The organism is Agrococcus sp. TF02-05, assembly GCF_017565345.1.
In the GTDB taxonomy this organism is placed as follows: Bacteria; Actinomycetota; Actinomycetes; order Actinomycetales; family Microbacteriaceae; genus Agrococcus; species Agrococcus pavilionensis.
Window position 1 is genome coordinate 260955 of sequence record NZ_JAGEKO010000001.1, and the last position, 19058, is coordinate 280012.

At 74.1% G+C, this 19058-nt stretch carries 19 protein-coding genes; 2 read left to right on the forward strand and 17 right to left on the reverse strand.

Going from position 1 to position 19058, the window contains the following annotated elements; translation table 11 throughout:
* Nucleotides 1-41: 41 nt before the first annotated feature.
* The 14 genes from JQT67_RS01335 to JQT67_RS01400 form a co-directional block, all read right to left on the reverse strand.
* Entirely contained in the window at nt 42-1232 is a 1191-nt protein-coding gene (locus JQT67_RS01335; protein WP_208063163.1) for an FAD-dependent oxidoreductase, read from the reverse strand.
* Nucleotides 1233-1275: 43 nt separating this feature from the next.
* Nucleotides 1276-1698, reverse strand: coding sequence for a transcription antitermination factor NusB (gene nusB / locus JQT67_RS01340; protein WP_021009258.1), 423 nt, complete (start codon nt 1696-1698; stop codon nt 1276-1278).
* A gap of 1 nt (nt 1699) precedes the next feature.
* Nucleotides 1700-2260, reverse strand: coding sequence for an elongation factor P (efp, locus tag JQT67_RS01345; RefSeq protein ID WP_208063164.1), 561 nt, complete (start codon nt 2258-2260; stop codon nt 1700-1702).
* A 53-nt stretch (nt 2261-2313) separates the two neighbouring features.
* Nucleotides 2314-2748: a type II 3-dehydroquinate dehydratase gene (aroQ, locus tag JQT67_RS01350; RefSeq protein ID WP_208063165.1), complete on the reverse strand. Its 435-nt coding sequence runs from the start codon at nt 2746-2748 to the stop codon at nt 2314-2316.
* Nucleotides 2749-3073: 325 nt separating this feature from the next.
* Complete coding sequence (aroB, locus tag JQT67_RS01355; RefSeq protein ID WP_021009261.1) at nt 3074-4138, reverse strand: 3-dehydroquinate synthase; 1065 nt, start codon at nt 4136-4138, stop codon at nt 3074-3076.
* A 16-nt stretch (nt 4139-4154) separates the two neighbouring features.
* Entirely contained in the window at nt 4155-4712 is a 558-nt protein-coding gene (locus JQT67_RS01360) for a shikimate kinase (RefSeq protein ID WP_307864143.1), read from the reverse strand.
* A complete protein-coding gene (gene aroC / locus JQT67_RS01365; protein WP_208063166.1) occupies nt 4709-5896 on the reverse strand; it encodes a chorismate synthase in 1188 nt (395 codons plus the stop codon). Before aroC ends, JQT67_RS01360 begins: the two co-directional genes overlap by 4 nt.
* 2 nt (nt 5897-5898) lie before the next feature.
* Nucleotides 5899-6747: a shikimate dehydrogenase gene (locus tag JQT67_RS01370; RefSeq protein ID WP_208063167.1), complete on the reverse strand. Its 849-nt coding sequence runs from the start codon at nt 6745-6747 to the stop codon at nt 5899-5901.
* A 1-nt stretch (nt 6748) separates the two neighbouring features.
* The gene (mltG, locus tag JQT67_RS01375; RefSeq protein WP_208063168.1) at nt 6749-7825 is read right to left on the reverse strand and encodes an endolytic transglycosylase MltG; all 1077 of its coding nucleotides are present in this window, start codon (nt 7823-7825) and stop codon (nt 6749-6751) included.
* 1 nt (nt 7826) lies between these two features.
* Complete coding sequence (ruvX, locus tag JQT67_RS01380; protein WP_208063169.1) at nt 7827-8297, reverse strand: Holliday junction resolvase RuvX; 471 nt, start codon at nt 8295-8297, stop codon at nt 7827-7829.
* Between the two features lie 14 nt (nt 8298-8311).
* On the reverse strand, nt 8312-10969 hold the full coding sequence (gene alaS, locus JQT67_RS01385; protein ID WP_208063170.1) for an alanine--tRNA ligase: 2658 nt from the start codon (nt 10967-10969) through the stop codon (nt 8312-8314).
* A 75-nt stretch (nt 10970-11044) separates the two neighbouring features.
* Nucleotides 11045-11224 (reverse strand): hypothetical protein, encoded by a 180-nt coding sequence (locus JQT67_RS01390; protein WP_021009268.1) that lies wholly within the window; start codon nt 11222-11224, stop codon nt 11045-11047.
* Between the two features lie 115 nt (nt 11225-11339).
* Nucleotides 11340-11969 (reverse strand): 30S ribosomal protein S4, encoded by a 630-nt coding sequence (gene rpsD, locus JQT67_RS01395; protein ID WP_031223133.1) that lies wholly within the window; start codon nt 11967-11969, stop codon nt 11340-11342.
* A 124-nt stretch (nt 11970-12093) separates the two neighbouring features.
* Entirely contained in the window at nt 12094-13455 is a 1362-nt protein-coding gene (locus JQT67_RS01400) for a replication-associated recombination protein A (protein ID WP_208063171.1), read from the reverse strand.
* A 127-nt stretch (nt 13456-13582) separates the two neighbouring features.
* On the opposite strand from JQT67_RS01400, the gene JQT67_RS01405 reads away from it, so the two are divergent.
* Together JQT67_RS01405 and JQT67_RS01410 are read left to right on the forward strand one after the other, a co-directional pair.
* Nucleotides 13583-14341, forward strand: a complete 759-nt coding sequence (locus JQT67_RS01405) for a peptidylprolyl isomerase (protein WP_021009271.1) — start codon at nt 13583-13585, stop codon at nt 14339-14341.
* Between the two features lie 60 nt (nt 14342-14401).
* Nucleotides 14402-15967 (forward strand): DUF349 domain-containing protein, encoded by a 1566-nt coding sequence (locus tag JQT67_RS01410; protein ID WP_243755494.1) that lies wholly within the window; start codon nt 14402-14404, stop codon nt 15965-15967.
* Between the two features lie 69 nt (nt 15968-16036).
* On the opposite strand, the gene JQT67_RS01415 is transcribed toward JQT67_RS01410, so the two are convergent.
* The 3 genes from JQT67_RS01415 to JQT67_RS01425 are packed head-to-tail and all read right to left on the reverse strand — an operon-like array spanning nt 16037 to nt 19055.
* The gene (locus tag JQT67_RS01415; RefSeq protein WP_208063172.1) at nt 16037-17038 is read right to left on the reverse strand and encodes a sugar phosphate isomerase/epimerase; all 1002 of its coding nucleotides are present in this window, start codon (nt 17036-17038) and stop codon (nt 16037-16039) included.
* On the reverse strand, nt 17035-18204 hold the full coding sequence (locus tag JQT67_RS01420; protein WP_208063173.1) for a Gfo/Idh/MocA family protein: 1170 nt from the start codon (nt 18202-18204) through the stop codon (nt 17035-17037). Before JQT67_RS01420 ends, JQT67_RS01415 begins: the two co-directional genes overlap by 4 nt.
* A complete protein-coding gene (locus tag JQT67_RS01425; protein WP_208063174.1) occupies nt 18201-19055 on the reverse strand; it encodes a sugar phosphate isomerase/epimerase in 855 nt (284 codons plus the stop codon). The genes JQT67_RS01420 and JQT67_RS01425 overlap by 4 nt, the downstream gene beginning before the upstream one ends.
* Nucleotides 19056-19058: the final 3 nt, after the last annotated feature.

Here is a 19058-nt window from a genome sequence, read left to right on the forward strand (position 1 = left end):
GCCTCACGGGACGGGCTTCAAGGTTGTCTGATGACTCCACTCTACCGCGTCGCGTGCTCCGGCCTGGGGCCGAGGCCGATGAAGCGCCCGAGCAGGTGCCGAAGGGCCGGCACGCGCTGCACGACGCGCAGCGGCAGCGGCACCGGCACGCGCGTGCCGGGCTCGGCGACCCGCACGAGCATGGTCTCGAGCCGCCGCTGCACGGCCTGCACGATCCGCGCGGGCGGCTCGCGCCGCCGCTGGATGCGGTGCAGCAGCGCCTCGCTCGGCCGCGCGCTCGCGAGCCGCGGCCCGAGCGCGTTCGCCGCGGCGACGGCGTCCTGGATCGCGAGATTGATGCCCACGCCGCCGGCGGGCGACATCGCGTGCGCCGCGTCGCCGATCGCGAGCAGCCCGTCGCGATACCAGCGCGGCAGCCGGTCGATGCGCACGCGCAGCACCCGCACGTCGTCGAGCCGCAAGCCCGCGAGCCGCGCGGCGAACGAGGGCTCGAGCGCGCCCACCCGCCGCCGGAGCGCCGCGAGCGAGGCCTCGTCGCCCCGCCAGGCGCCGCGCCGCACGATGTGCGCGGCCTGGAAGAAGTCGCCCCGGTCGATCGACAGCAGCGCCCCGTCGCCGAGCTGCATGAACGTCACCGACTCGCCGGGCTCGCGGGGCACGCGGAACCACAGCACGTCGATCGCGCTCGGCGCGCCGACCGGCTCGAGCCCCGCGTCGGAGCGCAGGCGCGAGTCGCGGCCGTCCGCGAGCACGGTGAGCCTCGCCCGCAGCTCGACGGGGCCCTCGGGCGCGTCGGCGACGACGCCGACGACCCGCTCGCCGTCGCGCAGCAGCGCGGTCGCGTCGCACCGCATCCGCAGGTCGAACGCGGCCTGCTCGCGCCCAGCATCCGCGAGCAGGTCGAGGAAGTCCCACTGCGGCATGAACGCGATGCACTGCCGCACGGTCGGCAGGCGGCTGAAGTCGGCGAGCACGAGCCGGCGGCCCGAGAAGCGCATCGAGACCTGCGGCAGGTCGGCGTGCGGGAGCGCGAGGAAGCGCTCGAGCAGCCCGATCTCGTGCAGCAGCTGCTGCGTCGACGGGTGGATGGTGTCGCCGCGGAAGTCGCGCAGGAAGTCGCCGTGGCGCTCGAGCACCGCCGTGCGGACGCCGGCGCGGGCGAGCAGCAGGCCGAGCATGAGGCCCGCGGGCCCGCCGCCCACCACGATGCAGTCGTGCGTGCGCTCGGCCATGCGGCCATCATCCGCGCTCGGGAGGCCGAGCGCGAGCGGCGGGTCAGGCGCGCTGCGCCGCGATCCGGCCGAGCACGCCGTTGATGAACGCGCCCGAGCGATCGGTCGAGAGCTCGTTCGCGAGGTGCACGGCCTCCGAGACCACGACGCTCGCCGGAGCCGTCTCGTGCTCGAGCTCCCACGCCCCGACCCGCAGGATCGCGAGGTCGGTGCGCGGCATCCGGTCGAGCGTCCAGTGCTCGCTCGACGAGGCGATGAGCTCGTCGAGGCCCTCGAGCTCGTCGGCCACGCCCGCGACGATCTCGCGCGCGAACGCGAACCACGGGTGCTTCGCCCAGCCGAGCCGCGCGGCGGTGTCTCGCAGCACCGACTCCGGCGCCTCGTCCCGCGCCTGCGCGGAGTAGAGCACCTCGACGGCGTGCTTGCGCGCCTTGCGGCGCGAGGGGTAGGTCTCCTGACCGCTCACGTCAGTTGACGCGGCCGAGGTAGCTGCCGTCGCGCGTGTCGACCTTGATGCGGGTGCCCTGCTCGACGAAGAGCGGCACCTGGATCTCGGCGCCGGTCTCGACGGTCGCCGACTTCGTGCCGGCGCTCGAGCGGTCGCCCTGCAGGCCCGGCTCGGTGTAGGTGATCTCGAGCACGACGGATGCCGGCAGCTCGACCTGGAGCGCCTCGCCCTCGTGCATCGAGATGGTCGCGGTGCCGTTCTCGAGCAGGTACTTCGAGGCGTCGCCGACGATGTCGGCGGGGATCGGCAGCTGCTCGTACGTGTCGTTGTCCATGAAGACGAAGTCGGTGCCGTCGTTGTAGAGGAACTGGTAGTCGCGGCGGTCGACGGTCGCGAACTCGATCTTCGTGCCGGCGTTGAAGGTCTTGTCGACGACCTTCTGGCTGCGCGCGTTGCGCAGCTTCGTGCGCACGAACGCGCCGCCCTTGCCCGGCTTGACGTGCTGGAACTCGATGACGCTCCAGAGCTGGCCGTCGAGGTTGAGGACCGCGCCGTTCTTGATGTCGTTCGTGGTTGCCATGGGGTTCCGTTCCGTGGTGCGTGCTGGGACCCCCGCGGGGCCGACAGACGAGTCTAGCGGCCGACGATCGCGGCCGCGGCCAGGCGGTAGCCGTCGAGCCCGAAGCCGGCGATGATGCCGGTCGCGACGCCGGAGATCACGGAGGTGTGGCGGAAGGCCTCGCGCGCGTGCGGGTTCGAGATGTGCACCTCCACGAGCGGGGCCACGCCCTGCAGCTGCGCGCACGCGTCGCGGAGCGCGTAGGAGTAGTGCGTGAACGCCGCGGGGTTCAGGATCACCGGGGTGCGCGCATCCACCGCCTCGTGGATCCAGCCGACGAGCTCCGCCTCGTCATCGGTCTGGCGCACGTCGGCCTCGACCCGCTGCTCGAGCGAGCCGGCGGCCTCGACGAGCGGGGCGATGTCGTCGATCGTCGCGGTGCCGTAGACCTCGGGCTCGCGAGTGCCGAGTCGGCCGAGGTTCGGGCCGTTGAGGACGAGGATGCGCATGCCCCCATCCTGCCCGACGGCCGCTCCCCCGCGTGCGCGAGTGGCGCCTCCCGCAGGTCAGTGGCGCCTCCCGCAGGTGAGTGGCGCCTCGCGCAGGTGAGTGGCGCCTCGCGCAGGTGAGTGGCGCCTCGCGCAGGTGAGTGGCGCCTCGGGCAGGTGAGTGGCGCCTCGCTAATGGAGCGCCGTGAGCTGCGTTCGTCGCTGAGCTCGCACGCAAGGCGCCACTCACCCACCGCAGGCGCCACCCACCCACCGCGGGAGCCACTCACGTACCGACGGCCCCACTCAGCCACCGCGGGCGCCGGTCGGGTGCGGGAGCGACCGGTCAGTCGGCGAGGGACTGGTAGGCCATGAACAGCAGGCTGTCGTCGGGGCCCTCGAGGATGCGGGGCTTGGCGACGTCGTCGAGCACGACGAAGCGCAGCATCGAGCCGCGCGCCTTCTTGTCCTTGCGCATCGTGCCGAGCAGCGTCTGCCAGCGCCCGACCGGGTAGCTCGTCGGCAGCTCGAGCGACTGCAGGATCGCGCGGTGGCGGTCGACGACCGACTCGGGCAAGCGGCCCGCGAGCCGCGAGAGCTCGGCCGCGAACACGAGCCCGATCGAGACCGCCGCGCCGTGGCGCCAGCGGTAGCGCTCGGTGTGCTCGATCGCGTGCCCGAGCGTGTGGCCGTAGTTGAGGAACTCGCGCTCGCCGCGCTCGCGGAAGTCGTTCGCGACGACGCGCGCCTTCACCTCGATCGAGCGCGCGACGACCTCCTCGAACTCCGGGGCCGTCGGGTCGGTTGCCGCGTCGAACGAGCCCTCGAGCAGCTCGAGGATGCGCGGGTCGGCGATGAAGCCCGCCTTCACGATCTCGGCGAAGCCCGTCAGCAGCTCGTTGCGCGGCAGCGAGTCGACGAGCTCGAGGTCGGCGACGACGACCGCGGGGTGGTGGAAGGCGCCGACGAGGTTCTTGCCCTGCTCGGTGTTGATACCCGTCTTGCCGCCGACCGCGGCGTCGACGATGCCGAGCACGCTCGTGGGCGCCTGCAGCACCCGCACGCCGCGCAGCCACGTCGCGGCGACGAAGCCCGCGAGGTCGGTGACGGCGCCGCCGCCGAGGCCGAGCACCGCATCGGTCCTCGTGAACTCCGCCTGCCCCATGATCTGCCACAGGAACTGCGCGACCTCGATGCGCTTCGCCGCCTCTGCGTCGGGCACCTCGGCGAGCAGCACCTCGATGCCGTCGAGCTCGGCCTTCAAGTGGTCGGCGACGCGGCTCATCGCCGGCTGGTGCACGACGAGCAGCCGCTGCGCGTCGCCGAGCGAGGCGCGGAGGCGCTCGACGAGCACGCCGCGGCCGACGTGCACCTCGTAGGGGGCATCGGTCTCGACGCGGATCGTGGTCATGGGGTCTCCTTCGCGGTCACAGCCCGCGCTCGGCGAGCCAGGCCTGCAGCTCGTCGAGCACGCGGGCCATCGGGGTCCTGGATGTGTCGACGGTCACGTCGGCGAGGGAGCGGTAGAGCGGCTCCCGCTCCCCCGCGATGCGACGCCACGCGTCGATGCCGTCGGCGACGAGGGGCCGCCCGCCGCCGCCGAGGCGCCGCTCGGCGGCGTGCTCGTCGACCGTCACGAGCACGACGGTCGCCGCGCCGAGCAGCTCGCGCGAGCCCTCGTCGAGCACCGCTCCCCCGCCGAGCGCGACGACCGTGCCCGGCACGAGCGCGCGCCGCACCGCATCCGCCTCCCAGCGCCGGAACACGGCCTCGCCGTGGTCGGCGAAGATCTCGGGGATCGGCCCGTGCTCGAGCACGACGAGGCGGTCGGTGTCGGCGAAGGTGCGGCCGATGCGGCTCGCGAGCTTGCGGCCGAGCGAGGTCTTGCCGGCCGCCATCGGCCCGATGAGCGCGATCGGCGGGCGGTCGCTCGCCTCGTCGCCGGGCCGGGGCGCCTCGCCCGTCGGGGCCGCGCCGCCGGTCACGGCAGGGTGCGGAGGCGCTCGGGGATCGCGGCGACGTACGCCTCGAGGTTCCGCCGGGTCTCGGCGACCGAGTCGCCGCCGAACTTCTCGAGCATCGCGTCGGCGAGCACGAGCGCGACCATCGCCTCGGCGACGACGCCGGACGCGGGCACGGCGCACACGTCGCTGCGCTGGTGGTGGGCCTGCGCGGCGTCGCCAGTCGCGACGTCGACCGTGCGGAGCGCGCGCGGCACGGTCGCGATCGGCTTCATGCCCGCGCGCACGCGCAGCGCGCCGCCGGTCGTCATGCCGCCCTCGAGGCCGCCCGCGCGGCCGGTCTCGCGACGCACGCCCTCCTCGTCGACGAGCAGCTCGTCGTGGGCGACGCTCCCCCGCCGGCGGGTCGTCTCGAAGCCGTCGCCGACCTCGACGCCCTTGATCGCCTGGATGCTCATGAGCGCGCCGGCGAGCCGGCTGTCGAGCCGGCGGTCCCAGTGCACGTAGGAGCCGAGGCCCGGCGGCAGGCCGTAGGCGAGCACCTCGACGATGCCGCCGAGCGTGTCGCCCGAGCGCCGGGCATCCTCGACCTCGGCGAGCATCGCGGCGCTCGTCGCGGGGTCGTTGCAGCGCAGCTCGTCGGCGTCGAGCCGGTCGACGTCGTCGGGCGTCGGCAGCGGCGCGCCGTCGGGCACGCGCACGGGGCCGATCGAGAGCGTGTGGCTCACGAGCCGCACACCGAGCTCGGCGAGGAACGCGCGCGCGACGGCGCCGAGCGCGACGCGCGCTGCCGTCTCGCGGGCGCTCGCGCGCTCGAGCACGGGGCGCGCCTCGTCGAAGCCGTGCTTCTGCATGCCGACGAGGTCGGCGTGCCCCGGCCGCGGCCGCGTGAGCTTCGCGGCGCGCGCGCCCGTGAGCTCGCCCTCGAGCGGCGCGGCGCTCATGACCTCCTGCCACTTCGGCCACTCGGTGTTGCCGATGCGCAGCGCGACCGGGCCGCCCTGGCTGAGCCCGTGCCGCACGCCGCCCGAGATCGACAGCTCGTCCTGCTCGAACTTCATGCGCGCGCCGCGGCCCGCGCCGAGCTTGCGGCGCTGCAGGTCGGCCTGGATCGCCTCCGCCGTCACGGGCACGCCCGCGGGCAGCCCTTCGAGGAGGGCGAGCAGTTCGGGGCCGTGGGATTCCCCGGCAGTGAGCCAGCGCAGCATGCTCATGATTCTTCCAGACCCGTCGCGACCGCGAGTGCCGACCGCATCGCGGCAGCGACGCGCTCCTCGTCGGGCAGCGGCGACACCACGTCGCCGCTCGTGAAGATCCGCACCTGCAGCACCGCTTGGCCGAGCAGCATCTCGCGACCGTCGAGCAGCGCCGCATGGGGCACGGCGCCCCGGTAGCGCGACCCGTCGGCGCGCGCGTAGTCGGCATCGAGGAGCATCGAGGGCGGATGCGCGAAGGCCGGCACGACGTCGGCGGCGGCGGGCAGCGTCGAGACGGCCGCGTCGACGGCCGGGAGCGCCTCGCCGAGCGGCTGCAGGGCGACCTCGACGCCGAGCCGCTCGCCGAGCGCGACGAGCTCCGCGCCCTTCGCGGGGCTGCGGAGCGCGACGGCGACGCTGCGCGCGCCGAGCTCGGCGAGGGCGACGAGCGCGGAGCTCGCGGTCGCCCCGGCGCCGACGATCGCGCCGGTCGCGGCCCCCTCGAGCCCGCCGCCGGCGAAGGCGCGCACGATGCCGCCGACGTCGGTGTTCCAGCCGCGCGGCCGCGCGCCGAGCAGCAGCGTGTTCGCGGCGCCCGTCAGCCGCGCGCGCTCGTCGAGCGAGGCCGCGAGCAGCGCCGCCTCGCGCTTGAGGGGCGCCGTGACGGAGAGCCCGAGCCACGACGCGTCGAGCACGTCGACGAAGCCCTCGAGCTCGCCCTCGCGCACGGGGCGGCGCTCGTAGCGCCAGTCGAGCCCGAGCGCTCGCGCGGCCGCGCCGTGCAGCACGGGCGAGAGGGAGTGCTCGATCGGCCAGCCGACGACCGCGAGCCGCCGGCTCGCGCCGCGCTCGGCGGCCGTCACGTCACCCGCCCCAGCCCGGGTTGTCGCGCAGGAACTGCTGGAACTGCTGCACCGCGACGTTGTGCTCGGCGAGCGTCTCCGAGAACACGGTCTCGCCGGTGTCGGGGTTGACCGTGACGAAGTAGAGCCAGTCGCCCTCCGTCGGCGAGAGCGCCGCCTGGATCGCGACGTCGCCGGGCGCGCCGATCGGGCCGACCGGGAGTCCCGGCCGCGCGTAGGTGTTGTAGGGGTTGTCGGCGTCGGCGCGCTCCTCGGCCGTCGTCGTGACGACGTGGAGGTTGCCGGTGCCGTACGCGACGGTCGCGTCGGACTGCAGCCGCATGCCGATGTCGAGGCGGTTCTGGAAGACGCGGGCCACGCGCCCGAAGTCATCCGGCAGGCGCGCCTCGCGCTGCACGAGCGACGCGAACGTCAGCACGCGCTGGCGGTCGGCCTCCGCGACGCCCGCGGCGTCGAGCGCCTGCACCTGGCGGGCGATCATCGCCTCGAGCACGCCCTCGGCGGTGATGCCCTCGTCGAACGTGTAGGTCGCGGGGAAGAGCCAGCCCTCGAGCGTCACCGCGTCGGTCGGCAGGTCGAAGCGCGCGAGGTCGCTCTCGAGCTGCAGGAACTCGGCCTGCGGGATGCCGAGGTCGCGCTCGAGCCGCTCGTACACCTGCGGGAGCGTGTAGCCCTCGGGCACCGTGACGCGCAGCTCCGCCTTGTTCGCGGGGTCGAGGATGGCGTCGAGCGCGCCTTGCGCCGACATCTCGAGCTGCACGCGGTACGCGCCGGGGTGCAGCTGGATCGACGGGTCGGCGATGAGGATGTCGGTGAACGCCTCGGTGCTCGCGATGACGCCCTGCTCGTACAGCGTCTCGGCGACCGCGTAGCCGTTGTCGCCCGGCTGCACCTGCACGACGACCTCGCCCGTGCCGGGGCCTGCGAAGTCCTCCGGTCCGCTGAAGCGGTCGGCGAGCCGGGGCACCACGACCGCGGCCGCGATCGCGATGCCGATGACGGCGACGAGCGCGATGCTCCAGCCGATGATCCGGCGCCGGTTGCGCGCCTGCCGCGCGCGAGCTCGACGTCCTGCCATGTCAGTCCTCCGTGGCGGCCGCGCCGCCGTCGCCGAGCAGCTCGCCGGGCGCTCGCCCGGCCGATCGCTCGCTGTCGAGTGCGTGCTGCAGGATCACGACCGCTGCAGCCTCGTCGATGCTCGCACGCTGCTGGCGCGAGGAGCGGCCCGCGGCGCGCATGCCGGCGGATGCCGTGACGGTCGAGAGCCGCTCGTCGACGAGCCGCACGGGGATCGCCGCGGCGAGGGCCGCCGCGATGTCGCGCGCGTCCTGCGTGCTCGGGGTGTCGCCGCCCGAGAGCGAGATCGGCAGGCCGACGACGGCCTCGATCGCGCCGAGCTCGGCCGCGATCGCGGCGAGCCGCGCGACGACGTCGACGTCCGCGCGCTGGATCGTCTCGACGGGGGTCGCGATGAGCCCGTCGGGATCGCAGCGGGCGACGCCGACGCGGGCGCGGCCCACGTCGACGCCGATCCGGATGCCTCGACGCACGGTCGTCGGGCCGCTCAGCGGCCGAGCCCCTCGCGCACGGCCTCGAGCGCTCGCGGCATCGCGCTCGCGTCCTGCCCGCCGCCCTGCGCCATGTCGGGCTTGCCGCCGCCGCCGCCGCCGAGCACCGCCGCCGCGGCCTTCGCGAGCGGTCCCGCCGCGGCGCCGCCGCGCCGGGCCGCGTCGTTCGTCGCCACGACGATCGCGGGCTTGCCGTCGACCGCGCCGCCGATCGCGACGACCGCGGGCTCGGCGCCCAGGCGCTCCCGCACCTGGCCCGCGAGTGAGCGCAGGTCGTCCTGCGAGCCGACCGCGCCGAGGTCGACCGCCGCGAGCAGCACGTCGCCCACGCGCGTCGCGGCGTCGGCGATCGGCTGCACGCGCGAGGCGAGCTGCTTCGACTCGAACTCGGCGATGCGCTTCTCGGCCGCCTTGAGCGAGAGCACGAGCTCCTCGATGCGGCCGGGCAGCTGCTCGCGCGGCGTCTTGAGCATGCCGGTGAGCTCGCTCACGAGCGTGCGCTCCGCGACCAGCTGGCGGAACGCATCCGCCCCCACCGCCGCCTCGACGCGACGGCTCGTCGAACCGACGCTCGCCTCGCTCGTGATCGAGATGAGGCCGATCTGGCTCGACGCGTCGACGTGCGTGCCGCCGCACAGCTCGCGCGACCACGGGCCGCCGATGTCGACCATGCGCACGGTGTCGCCGTACTTCTCGCCGAAGAGCGCCATCGCGCCGAGCGCCTTCGCCTCGTCGAGCGGCATGAGCCGCGTCTCGACCGGCAGGTCGTCGCGGATCGCCGAGTTGGCGATGCCCTCGAGCTCCTGCCGCATGTCGTGCGAGAGCGCGCTCGACCACGAGAAGTCGAGCCGCATGTAGCCCGCCTTGTTGTAGGAGCCCGACTGCGCCGCATCCGGCCCGAGCAGCTGGCGGAGCGCCGCGTGCACGACGTGCGTCGCGGAGTGCGCCTGGTTGGCGCCGCGCCGGTAGCGCTCGTCGACGACGGATCGCGCGACGTCGCCGACCGCGATCTCGCCGGAGGTGACGCGCACCATGTGGCTCGTGAGGCCCGCGACCGGGCGCTGCACGTCGAGCACGTCGGCCTCGAAGCCCGCGCCGATGAGCCGGCCCTGGTCGCTGTCCTGGCCGCCCGCCTCGGCGTAGAGCGACGTCGCCGTCAGCACGACCTCGACCTCCTGGCCCGCACCCGCGGTCTGCGCCGACGCGCCGTCGGCGATGATGCCGATGACCTCGCCGTCGGCCTCGAGCTCGTCGTAGCCGAGGAACGCCGTCTCGCCCTTCGCGCGCAGGTCCGAGTAGACCGAGAGGTCGGCCAGCTGGCGGCGGCGCGACTTCGCGTCGGCCTTCGCGCGCGTGCGCTGCTCGCTCATGAGCGTCTCGAACGTCGAGCGGTCGACCTCGAGGCCCGCCTCCTCGGCGATCTCCATCGTCAGGTCGATCGGGAAGCCGTAGGTGTCGTGCAGCAGGAACGCGGTCTTGCCCGGCACGACGTGCCCCGCGTCGGAGCGCACGCCCTGGATCGCGAGGTCGAGCACGGTCGAGCCCGACTCGAGGGTCTTGAGGAAGGTCTCCTCCTCGGCGATCGCCATCCGCTCGATGCGGCCGAACGACTGCTCGAGCTCGGGGTAGGCGGTCGACATCGCGTCGAAGCTCGCGCGGAAGAGCGTCGGGAACGTCGCCTCGTGCACGCCGAGCAGGCGCATCGAGCGGATCGAGCGGCGCATGAGGCGGCGCAGGATGTAGCCGCGGCCGTCGTTGCCGGGCGTGACGCCGTCGCCCATGAGCATGAGCGACGAGCGCACGTGATCCGCGACCACGCGCATCCGCACGTCGTCCTCGGCGTCCGCGCCGTAGCGGCGGCCGGAGAGCTCGCTCGCGAGGTCGAGCACGGGGCGCACCTGGTCGATCTCGTACATGTTCTGCACGCCCTGCTTGAGGAACGCGACGCGCTCGAGGCCCATGCCGGTGTCGATGTTCTTGCGCGGCAGCTCGCGCACGATCGTGAACTCGGTCTTCGAGCGCACGTCGGCGATCTCGTCCTGCATGAAGACGAGGTTCCAGATCTCGACGTAGCGGTCGCTCCCGGTCGCGGGCCCGCCGTCGGGGCCGTGCTCGGGCCCGAGGTCGAAGAAGATCTCCGAGTCGGGGCCCGCGGGACCGGGCTGGCCGGTCATCCAGTAGTTGTCCTCGAGCCCGAGGCGCTGGATGCGCGCGGGGTCGACGTCGGTCGACTCGATCCAGAGCCGCTCGGCCTCGTCGTCGGTCTCGAAGACCGTGACCCAGAGGTCGTCGGGGCTGAAGCCGTAGCCGCCGTCGGCCTCCGAGCCGGTGAGCAGCTCCCACGCCCAGACGATCGCCTCGCGCTTGAAGTAGTCGCCGAACGACCAGTTGCCCGCCATCTGGAAGAACGTGCCGTGCCGCGGCGTGCGGCCGACCTCCTCGATGTCGTTCGTGCGGATGCACTTCTGCACGTCGGCGACGCGGGGCCACGGCGCGGGCACGCGGCCCGAGAGGTAGGGGATGAACGGCACCATGCCGGCGATCGTGAACATGATCGCCGGGTCGTCGCTCACGAGCGGCGCCGAGGGCACGATCTGGTGGTCGCGGCGCTCGAAGTGCTCCAGGAAGCGGCGGTGGATCTCTGCGGTCTGCATTCGGTCAGGTCTCTCCAGCCCCAGCGGGGCATGACGAGCCCGGGCGCGGGGCGCCCGGGCTCGGATCGGGTGTCGTCACTCGCCTCGCAGCTCGCGGTCGCGAGCCTGGTAGCCGTCCTTGACGGCGTCCGTGAACTCGCGGCTGCGGGCGTCGACGTTGTCGAGGAACGCCTTGCCCTTCTCGGTCTCCTCGATGCGGCGCGCGGCGAAGACGCCGATGACGACGCCGATGGCCAGGAACAGGAGCTTCTTCACAGCGGGTCCCCCTCGGGTGTCTGGGTGCGCCCGACGCCGATCGCGGCCGGGGCGCAGTCAGTCTAACGACGAGAGGGGCCGCCTTCCGGCGACCCCTCTCGATGCACCGCTCCGATCAGCGAGCGGCGTAGTACTCGACGACGAGCTGGACCTCGGCCACGACGGGCACCTCGGCGCGCGCCGGGCGGCGCACGAGGCGCGCCTGCAGGCGGTCGAGCTGCACGTCGAGGTACGGCGGCACCGGGGGCAGCACGCCGGCGTGACCGCCGGCAGCGGCGACCTGGAAGGGCTCCATGCCCTCGCTGCGCTCGTGCACGTGGATGAGCTGGCCCGGCTTCACGCGGAACGACGGGCGGTCGACGCGCTGGCCGTCGACCATGATGTGGCGGTGCACGACGAGCTGGCGCGCCTGCGAGATGGTGCGGGCGAAGCCGGCGCGCAGCACGAGCGCGTCGAGGCGCATCTCGAGCAGCTCGACGAGGTTCTCACCCGTCAGGCCGGCCTGGCGGCGCGCCTCGTTGAACGTCGTGCGCAGCTGCGCCTCGCGGATGCCGTACTGGGCGCGCAGGCGCTGCTTCTCGCGGAGGCGGACGGCGTAGTCGCTGTCGGCCTTGCGCTTGGTGCGGCCGTGCTGGCCGGGGCCGTAGGGGCGCTTCTCGAGGTAGCGCGCGGCCTTCGGCGTGAGGGCGACGCCGAGGGCGCGCGAGAGGCGCACCTTCGAACGGGTACGGGACTTCGTGGACATGACTTCCTTCGCTGATTCGCTGCCGCGCGAGCGGCTGTCGCGGCCGAGTGCCGCGACCTAAGGAGGGTTGCGGGTCCGGATGCGTCGGCATGGCTGCCGTTGGACCGTCGACCAGGCTACCAGATCAGCGCTCGCCGGCGAGGATCCGCCGGATGCGCTCGAGCCGCGCCGCGACGTCGCGCTCGAAGCCGTGCGCGCCGGGCTCGTAGTAGCGGCGCCCCACGAGCGGGTCGGGCAGGTGCTGCTGCGTCGCGACGCCGTGCGGCGCGTCATGCGCGTAGCGATAGCCCTTCCCGTGGCCGAGCCGCTTCGCGCCCGGGTAGTGGGCATCGCGGAGGTGCGTCGGCACGCGGCCGAAGTCGCCGGCGCGCACGTCGGCGATCGCGCGGTCGATGCCGAGGTACGAGCGGTTCGACTTCGGCGCGGTCGCGAGGTAGACGACCGCCTCCGCGAGCGGGATGCGGCCCTCGGGCATGCCGATGAGCTGCACGGCCTGCGCCGCGGCGGTCGCGATGACGAGCCCCTGCGGGTCGGCCATCCCGATGTCCTCGCTCGCGAGCACGATGACGCGGCGGGCGATGAAGCGCGGGTCCTCCCCCGCCTCGATCATGCGCGCGAGGTAGTGGAGCGCCGCGTCGGGGTCGGAGCCGCGCACCGACTTGATGAACGCCGAGATGACGTCGTAGTGCTCGTCGCCCTGCCGGTCGTAGCGCAGCAGCGCCCGGTCGACCGCGCTCGCGAGCGCCTCGGCCGTCACGGTCACCGGCGCATCACCGTCGTCGTCCTCGTCGTCGTCCGCGTCGCCGCGGGCCGCCTCGAGCGCGTGCGCGCCGGCGGCCTCGAGGGCCGTGAGCGCGCGACGAGCGTCGCCCGACGAGAGCCGCACGAGCTGCGCGCGGGCATCGTCGTCGAGCGCGATGCGCCCGCCGAAGCCGCGCGGGTCGGCGATCGCGCGCTCGACGAGCATGACGATGTCGTCGTCGTCGAGCGGCTCGAGCGTGAGCAGCAGCGAGCGAGAGAGCAGCGGGCTGATGACGCTGAACGACGGATTCTCGGTCGTCGCGGCGATGAGCGTGACCCAGCCCTGCTCGACGCCCGGCAGCAGCGCATCCTGCTGCGCCTTCGTGAAGCGGTGGATCTCGTCGAGGAAGAGCACGGTCGAGCGCTGGTAGAGGTCGCGGTCGGTCAGGGCCGCCTCCATGACCTGCCGCACGTCCTTCACCCCGGCGGTCACGGCGCTCAGCTCGACGAAGCGCCGGTCGGAGGAGTGCGCGATCGACTGCGCGAGCGTCGTCTTGCCGGTGCCGGGAGGCCCCCACAGGATCACGCTCTGCCCGCTCGCGGCGCCGCCGCCGGCGGTCTGGCTCGAGGCGGCGAGTCGACGCAGCGGCGAACCGGGGCCGAGCAGGTGCCGTTGGCCGACGACCTCGTCGAGGCTCGTCGGGCGCATGCGCACCGCGAGCGGCGCCGTCGTCCCCATGGCCATGCCTCCAGCCTAGGCGGGGCCGCCCACGCGAGCCCGTCGCGTCGGCCTGCCCGCGCAGGCGCCGCCCCGCGCAAGCGGTAGCCTGAACGCCGCATCGCGCGGGCGCGCGGAGCGAGAGGAGAGCCGAGTGGTCACGAAGCAGGAGCAGGAGCGCCGAGTGCGCGACTACCGCGCGCGGCAGACGGTGCACGAGCGCCGCAAGCGCCGGCAGCGCCGCGACTCGCTCATCGGCGGCGGTCTCGCGCTCCTCGTGCTGCTCGGCGGCACCGCGCTCATCGCGCTCCAGCAGCCGGGCGACCCGGCAGACCCCGCAGACACCGCCGCGCCCGCAGCGAGCGAGAGCGCCGGCGAGTCGCTCGTGCCCGACCCCTCGCTCGCCGAGGAGCGCACCTGGACGGGGTCGATGACGCTGAACGGCGTCGAGCTCGGCGTCGAGCTCGACGGCGCAGCGGCGCCGCAGGCCGTCTCGGCGGTGCTCTTCGACACGCAGCGCGACTACTACGACGGCTCGACGTGCCACCGCCTCACGACGAGCGAGGGCTTCTCGGTGCTGCAGTGCGGCTCGATCGACGGGCAGGGCGGCGGCGACCCGTCGTTCATGTACGGGCCGATCGAGAACGCGCCCGCCGACGACCTCTACGTCGAGGGCACGATCGCCATGGCGCGCCAGGGCAACAACGCCGAGTCGAACGGCCACCAGTTCTTCATCGTCTACGGCGACACGACGATCCCCTCCGACAGCGCCGGCGGCTACTCCGTCATCGGCCGCGTGACCTCGGGGCTCGACGCGCTCCGCGACGAGGTGATCGCGAAGGGCACCGAGGGCGGCGTGCCCGACGGACCGCCCGCCGAGCCGGTCACGATCGACGACTTCACGCTCGAGTAGCCGCCGCCGCGCATCGCGGTACGCTCGATGCGCCCCTCCCCTCGTCTGAGAGATCCCGTCATGACCGACTCCACCCAGCCCACCGACTCCGCCCCCGCGGAGGAGACCACCGTCGCCGCCGACAGCGCCGTCGCCGAGCAGCCGACGCCCGCCCCCGAGCCGCTCGACGACGCGCAGCCCGACGCCGAGGCAGGCGCCGCCGAGATGGCGGCGGCCGCCGACGCTGCGACGGGGATCCCGGTCGAGCACGCCGTCGCCGAGCTGTCGGCCGACGAGGCGCCGGTCGAGGCCGCGCCCGCCGACGAGGCGCCCGCGGCAGCCGCCGACGAGCCCTCGACCGACGCGGCGCCCGCCGCCGAGGCGGAGCAGCCCGCCGCGGAGGACGAGCCGCAGATGGGCGAGCCCGTCATCGAGCGCGGCCTCGGCCGCGTCGACGCCACCGGCACCGTCGCGGTGCAGGAGGGCGAGCGGTGGCGCATCGTCGGCCAGTTCCCCGACGTCGAGGCCACCGAGGCGCTCGCGTACTTCGAGCGCAAGTTCGCCGACCTCGAGGGCCAGGTGCGCCTGCTCGAGCAGCGCATCCGCGGCGGGGCGAGCGCGCGCGACGTCGCGAAGGCCGCTTCGCACCTCTACAGCACGGTGCAGGACGCGAGCGCCGTCGGCGACATCCCCTCGCTCCTCACGCGGCTCGACGCGCTGCGCGGCGAGCTCGGCGAGCTCGAGGCCCAGCAGCAGGCCGCGAGCCGCGCCGAGGTCGAGGCCGCGCTCGCCGAGCGCACGAAGGTCGTCGAGTCGATCGAGCAGCTCGCGAGCGGCGACCTCGCGAACGTGCAGTGGAAGCAGACGATGCAGAAGGTCGACGCGCTCTTCGCCGACTGGCAGCGGCTGCAGAAGGACGGCCCGCGGCTGTCGAAGAGCCAGGCGGACGCCCTCTGGAAGCGCTTCCGCGACGCTCGTGCGACGCTCGAGTCGGCGCGCCGCAAGTTCTTCGCCGAGCTCGACGCCTCCCACAAGGACGTGCGCGCGCGCAAGCAGGCGCTCGTCGAGCAGGCCCAGGCGCTCGCGTCGAAGGGCTCGGACGGCATCCCCGCCTACCGCGCGCTCCTCGACCAGTGGAAGGCCGCCGGTCGCGCCGGCCGCAAGGTCGACGACGCGCTGTGGGCGCAGTTCAAGGAGGCCGGCGACGTGCTCTTCTCGGCCAAGGCCGAGCAGGCGGCGATCGACGACGAGCAGTACGCCGGCAACCTCACCGCCAAGCGCGCCCTGCTCGACGAGGCGGCCCCGATCCTCGAGATGCAGGACCGCGCGAAGGCCCGCGAGGCGCTGCTCGGCATCCAGCGCCGCTGGGACGAGATCGGCCGCGTGCCCCGCGAGGCGCTGCGCGAGGTCGAGGACCGCATGCGGAAGATCGAGACGCACGTGCGCGAGCTCGACGAGCGGCACTGGAACGCCTCCAACCCCGAGCGGAAGGCGCGCTCCGAGGGCCTCGCCGGCCAGCTGGAGGAGGCGATCGAGAAGCTCGAGGCCGAGATCGCCGAGACGAGCGATGCGAAGAAGAAGGCCGAGCTCGAGGCCGAGCTGCAGACGAAGCGCTCGTGGCTCGAGGTCGTCGCCGCCGCAGGCTGAGCGGATAACTCGAGAGGGCCGGGATCGCGAGATCCCGGCCCTACGTCGTCCCCGCGGCCGACGGCCGGGTCAGGCCTGCTCGAACGCCGCGTCGAAGCGCGTCGTGGAGGGGTCGAGGTCGAAGCGCCGCAGCGCCGCGAGGGCCTCGGGCGCGCCCTGCAGCCGATCCATGCCCGCGTCCTCCCACTCGATCGAGATCGGGCCGTCGTAGCCGATCGCGGTGAGCGTGCGGAACGCGTCGCCCCACGGCACGTCGCCGCGCCCCGCCGAGACGAAGTCCCAGCCGCGGCGCGGGTGCCCCCACGGCAGGTGCGACGACAGGATGCCGTTGCGCCCGTCGCCCATCCGCATCCTCGTGTCCTTGCAGTCGACGTGGAAGATGCGGTCGGCGAAGTCGGAGAGGAACGAGACGGGGTCGATCCCCTGCCACAGCATGTGACTCGGGTCCCAGTTGAGGCCGAAGGATGCGCGGTGCCCGATCGCCTCGAGCGCGCGCACGGTCGACCAGTGGTCGTAGGCGATCTCGCTCGGGTGCACCTCGTGCGCGAAGCGCACGCCGCACTCCTCGAAGACGTCGAGGATGGAGTGCCAGCGCTCGGCGAAGTCCTCGTAGCCGCGCTGGATCACCGCGTCGGGCACGGGCGGGAACTGCGCGACGTACTGCCAGATCGACGAGCCGGTGAAGCCGACGACCGTGGTCACGCCGAGCGCGCGCGCCATCCGCGCGGTGTCCATGAGCTCGGCGGCGGCGCGCTGCCGCACGCCCTCCGGGTCGCCGTCGCCCCACACGCGCGGCCGCACGATCGCCTCGTGCCGGAAGTCGATCGGGTCGTCGCACACCGCCTGGCCGTGCAGGTGGTTCGAGATCGCCCACACGCCGAGGCCGTTGCGCTCGAGGATCTCGCGCCGGCCGGCGACGTAGTCGGCGTCGTCCCAGCGCGAGGCGTCGAGGTGGTCGCCCCAGCACGCGATCTCGAGGCCGTCGAAGCCCCACGAGCCCGCGAGCCGCGCCACCTCCTCGAACGGCAGGTCGGCCCACTGGCCGGTGAACAGGGTGAAGGGTCGCGTCATCGCGTCGTCTCCGCTCGGTCGTCGTGGCCCTGGTCGGTCTCGCTCAGGTCGATCCTCGCACCGCCCGCCGCGTCGCTGCGCCCGACGGCGTCGAGCACGCGCTGCACCGCGAGGCCGTCGGCGAACGACGGCTCGGGAGGAGCGCCCGCGGCGATCGCCCGCAGCAGGTCGGCCGCTTGCGCGGTGAAGGTGCTGTCCCAGCCGAGCACGTGCCCGGGCGGCCACCACCCCTCGAGCAGCGGGTGGTGCGCCTCGGTCACGAGCACGCGCGCGGGCCAGCCGTCGCGGCCCGAGGTGACCGTGAGCTCGTTGAGCCGCTCGAGGTCGAACGCGATCGCGCCGTCGGTGCCGTGCACCTCGAGCTCGAGCGCGTTCTTCCTGCCCGCCGCGACGCGCGAGACCTCGATCGAGGCGGTCGCGCCGCGAGCGAGGTCGAGCAGCGCCCACGCGGCGTCGTCGACGCTCACGCGCTCCGGCCCCGCCGGGCCCGGCCGCTCGTGCTGGAACGTGCGCAGCGCGCCCCGCACGCCGACGACCTCGTCGCCCGTGAGCGACCGCACCTGGTCGATGACGTGCGAGCCGAGGTCGCCGAGCGCGCCGGAGCCGGCGGTCTCGGCCCGCAGCCGCCACGTCATGGGCGCCTCGGGGTCGACGAGCCAGTCCTGCAGGTAGGCCGCGCGGATCGAGCGCACCTCGCCGATGCGGCCGTCGGCGATGAGCCGCCGGGCGAGCGCGAGCGCGGGCACGCGCCGGTAGTTGAAGCCGAGCATCGCGACGCCGGGCGCGCGCGCGGCGGTCGCGACCATGCGCTCGGCCTCGGCGGCGTCGAGCGCGAGCGGCTTCTCGACGAGCACGTGCTTGCCCGCCTCGAGCGCCGCGATCGCCATCTCGGCGTGCAGGTGGCCCGGCGTGCAGACGTCGACGACGTCGATGTCGTCGCGCTCGACGACGCTGCGCCAGTCGGTGGATGCCTCGTCCCAGCCGAGGGCGTCGGCGGCGGCACGGGTGCGCTCGGCGTCCGACCCGCACAGCACGCGCATCCGGACCTCCGGCACGTCGCGGAAGACCGCGCCGACGTTGCGCCACGCGCTCGAGTGGGCGCGGCCCATGAAGGCGGTGCCGAGCACCGCGACCCCGAGCGGGCGCTTCCCCTGCCGCGCGCTCATGCCGCTTCCAGCTCGCGGAGGAAGGCGAGGCCGTCGCGCGCGAGCGCGTCCTGCGTGGGCGCGAGCGGCCGCCAGATCGAGGCCGCGACGGCGATCGCCGCGTTGTCGGCCGTGAAGCTCTCGATGACGAGCGGGCCGGCGTAGCCCACCGCGTCGAGCGCCGCGCGCACGCCGGGCCAGTCGGTCTGGTCGCCGCCGGGCGCGCCGCGGTCGCTCCCGCAGACCTGCACGTGCACGAGGTGCTTGCCCGCCGCGCGGATCGCGGCGGGCGTCGAGCGCTCCTCGATGCCGAGGTGGTATGTGTCGAGCGCGAGCCCGAGGTGCTCGCCGAGCAGCGGCTCGAGCGCGTCGAGCGACTGCTCGACGGTGTTGAGCAGGCTCGTCTCGTAGCGGTTGAGCGGCTCGATGCCGATGCGCACGCCGCGCGCGGCGGCATGCTCGACGACGGTCGCGAGGCCGGTGCGCAGCCGCGCGATCGTCGCGGCGCGCTCGTCGGCGCCCTGGCGCCACGTGCGGCCCGTCTCGGCGGTGAACGGACCGCACACCGCGGGAGCGCCGATCGCGGCGGCGAGGTCGATGCACGCGGCGAGGTAGCCGCGCGTCGCCTCGACGACGTCATCGTCGTCGTCGACGAGCGAGCGGCCGGGGCCCATCGCGCCGACGACGCTCGCCCCGAGCCCGTGCCGCTCGAGCAGCGGCACGAGCGCCTCGGCGCTCAGGTCGCCCTCGCGCTCGAGCGGCAGCTCGACGACGTCGAAGCCGAGGTCGGCGACGCGGGCGATCGCCTCGGGTGCGCCGGCGTCGCGCAGCGGCGACGTCCACACCCACGTGTTGATCCCGATCGGGCGCACGCG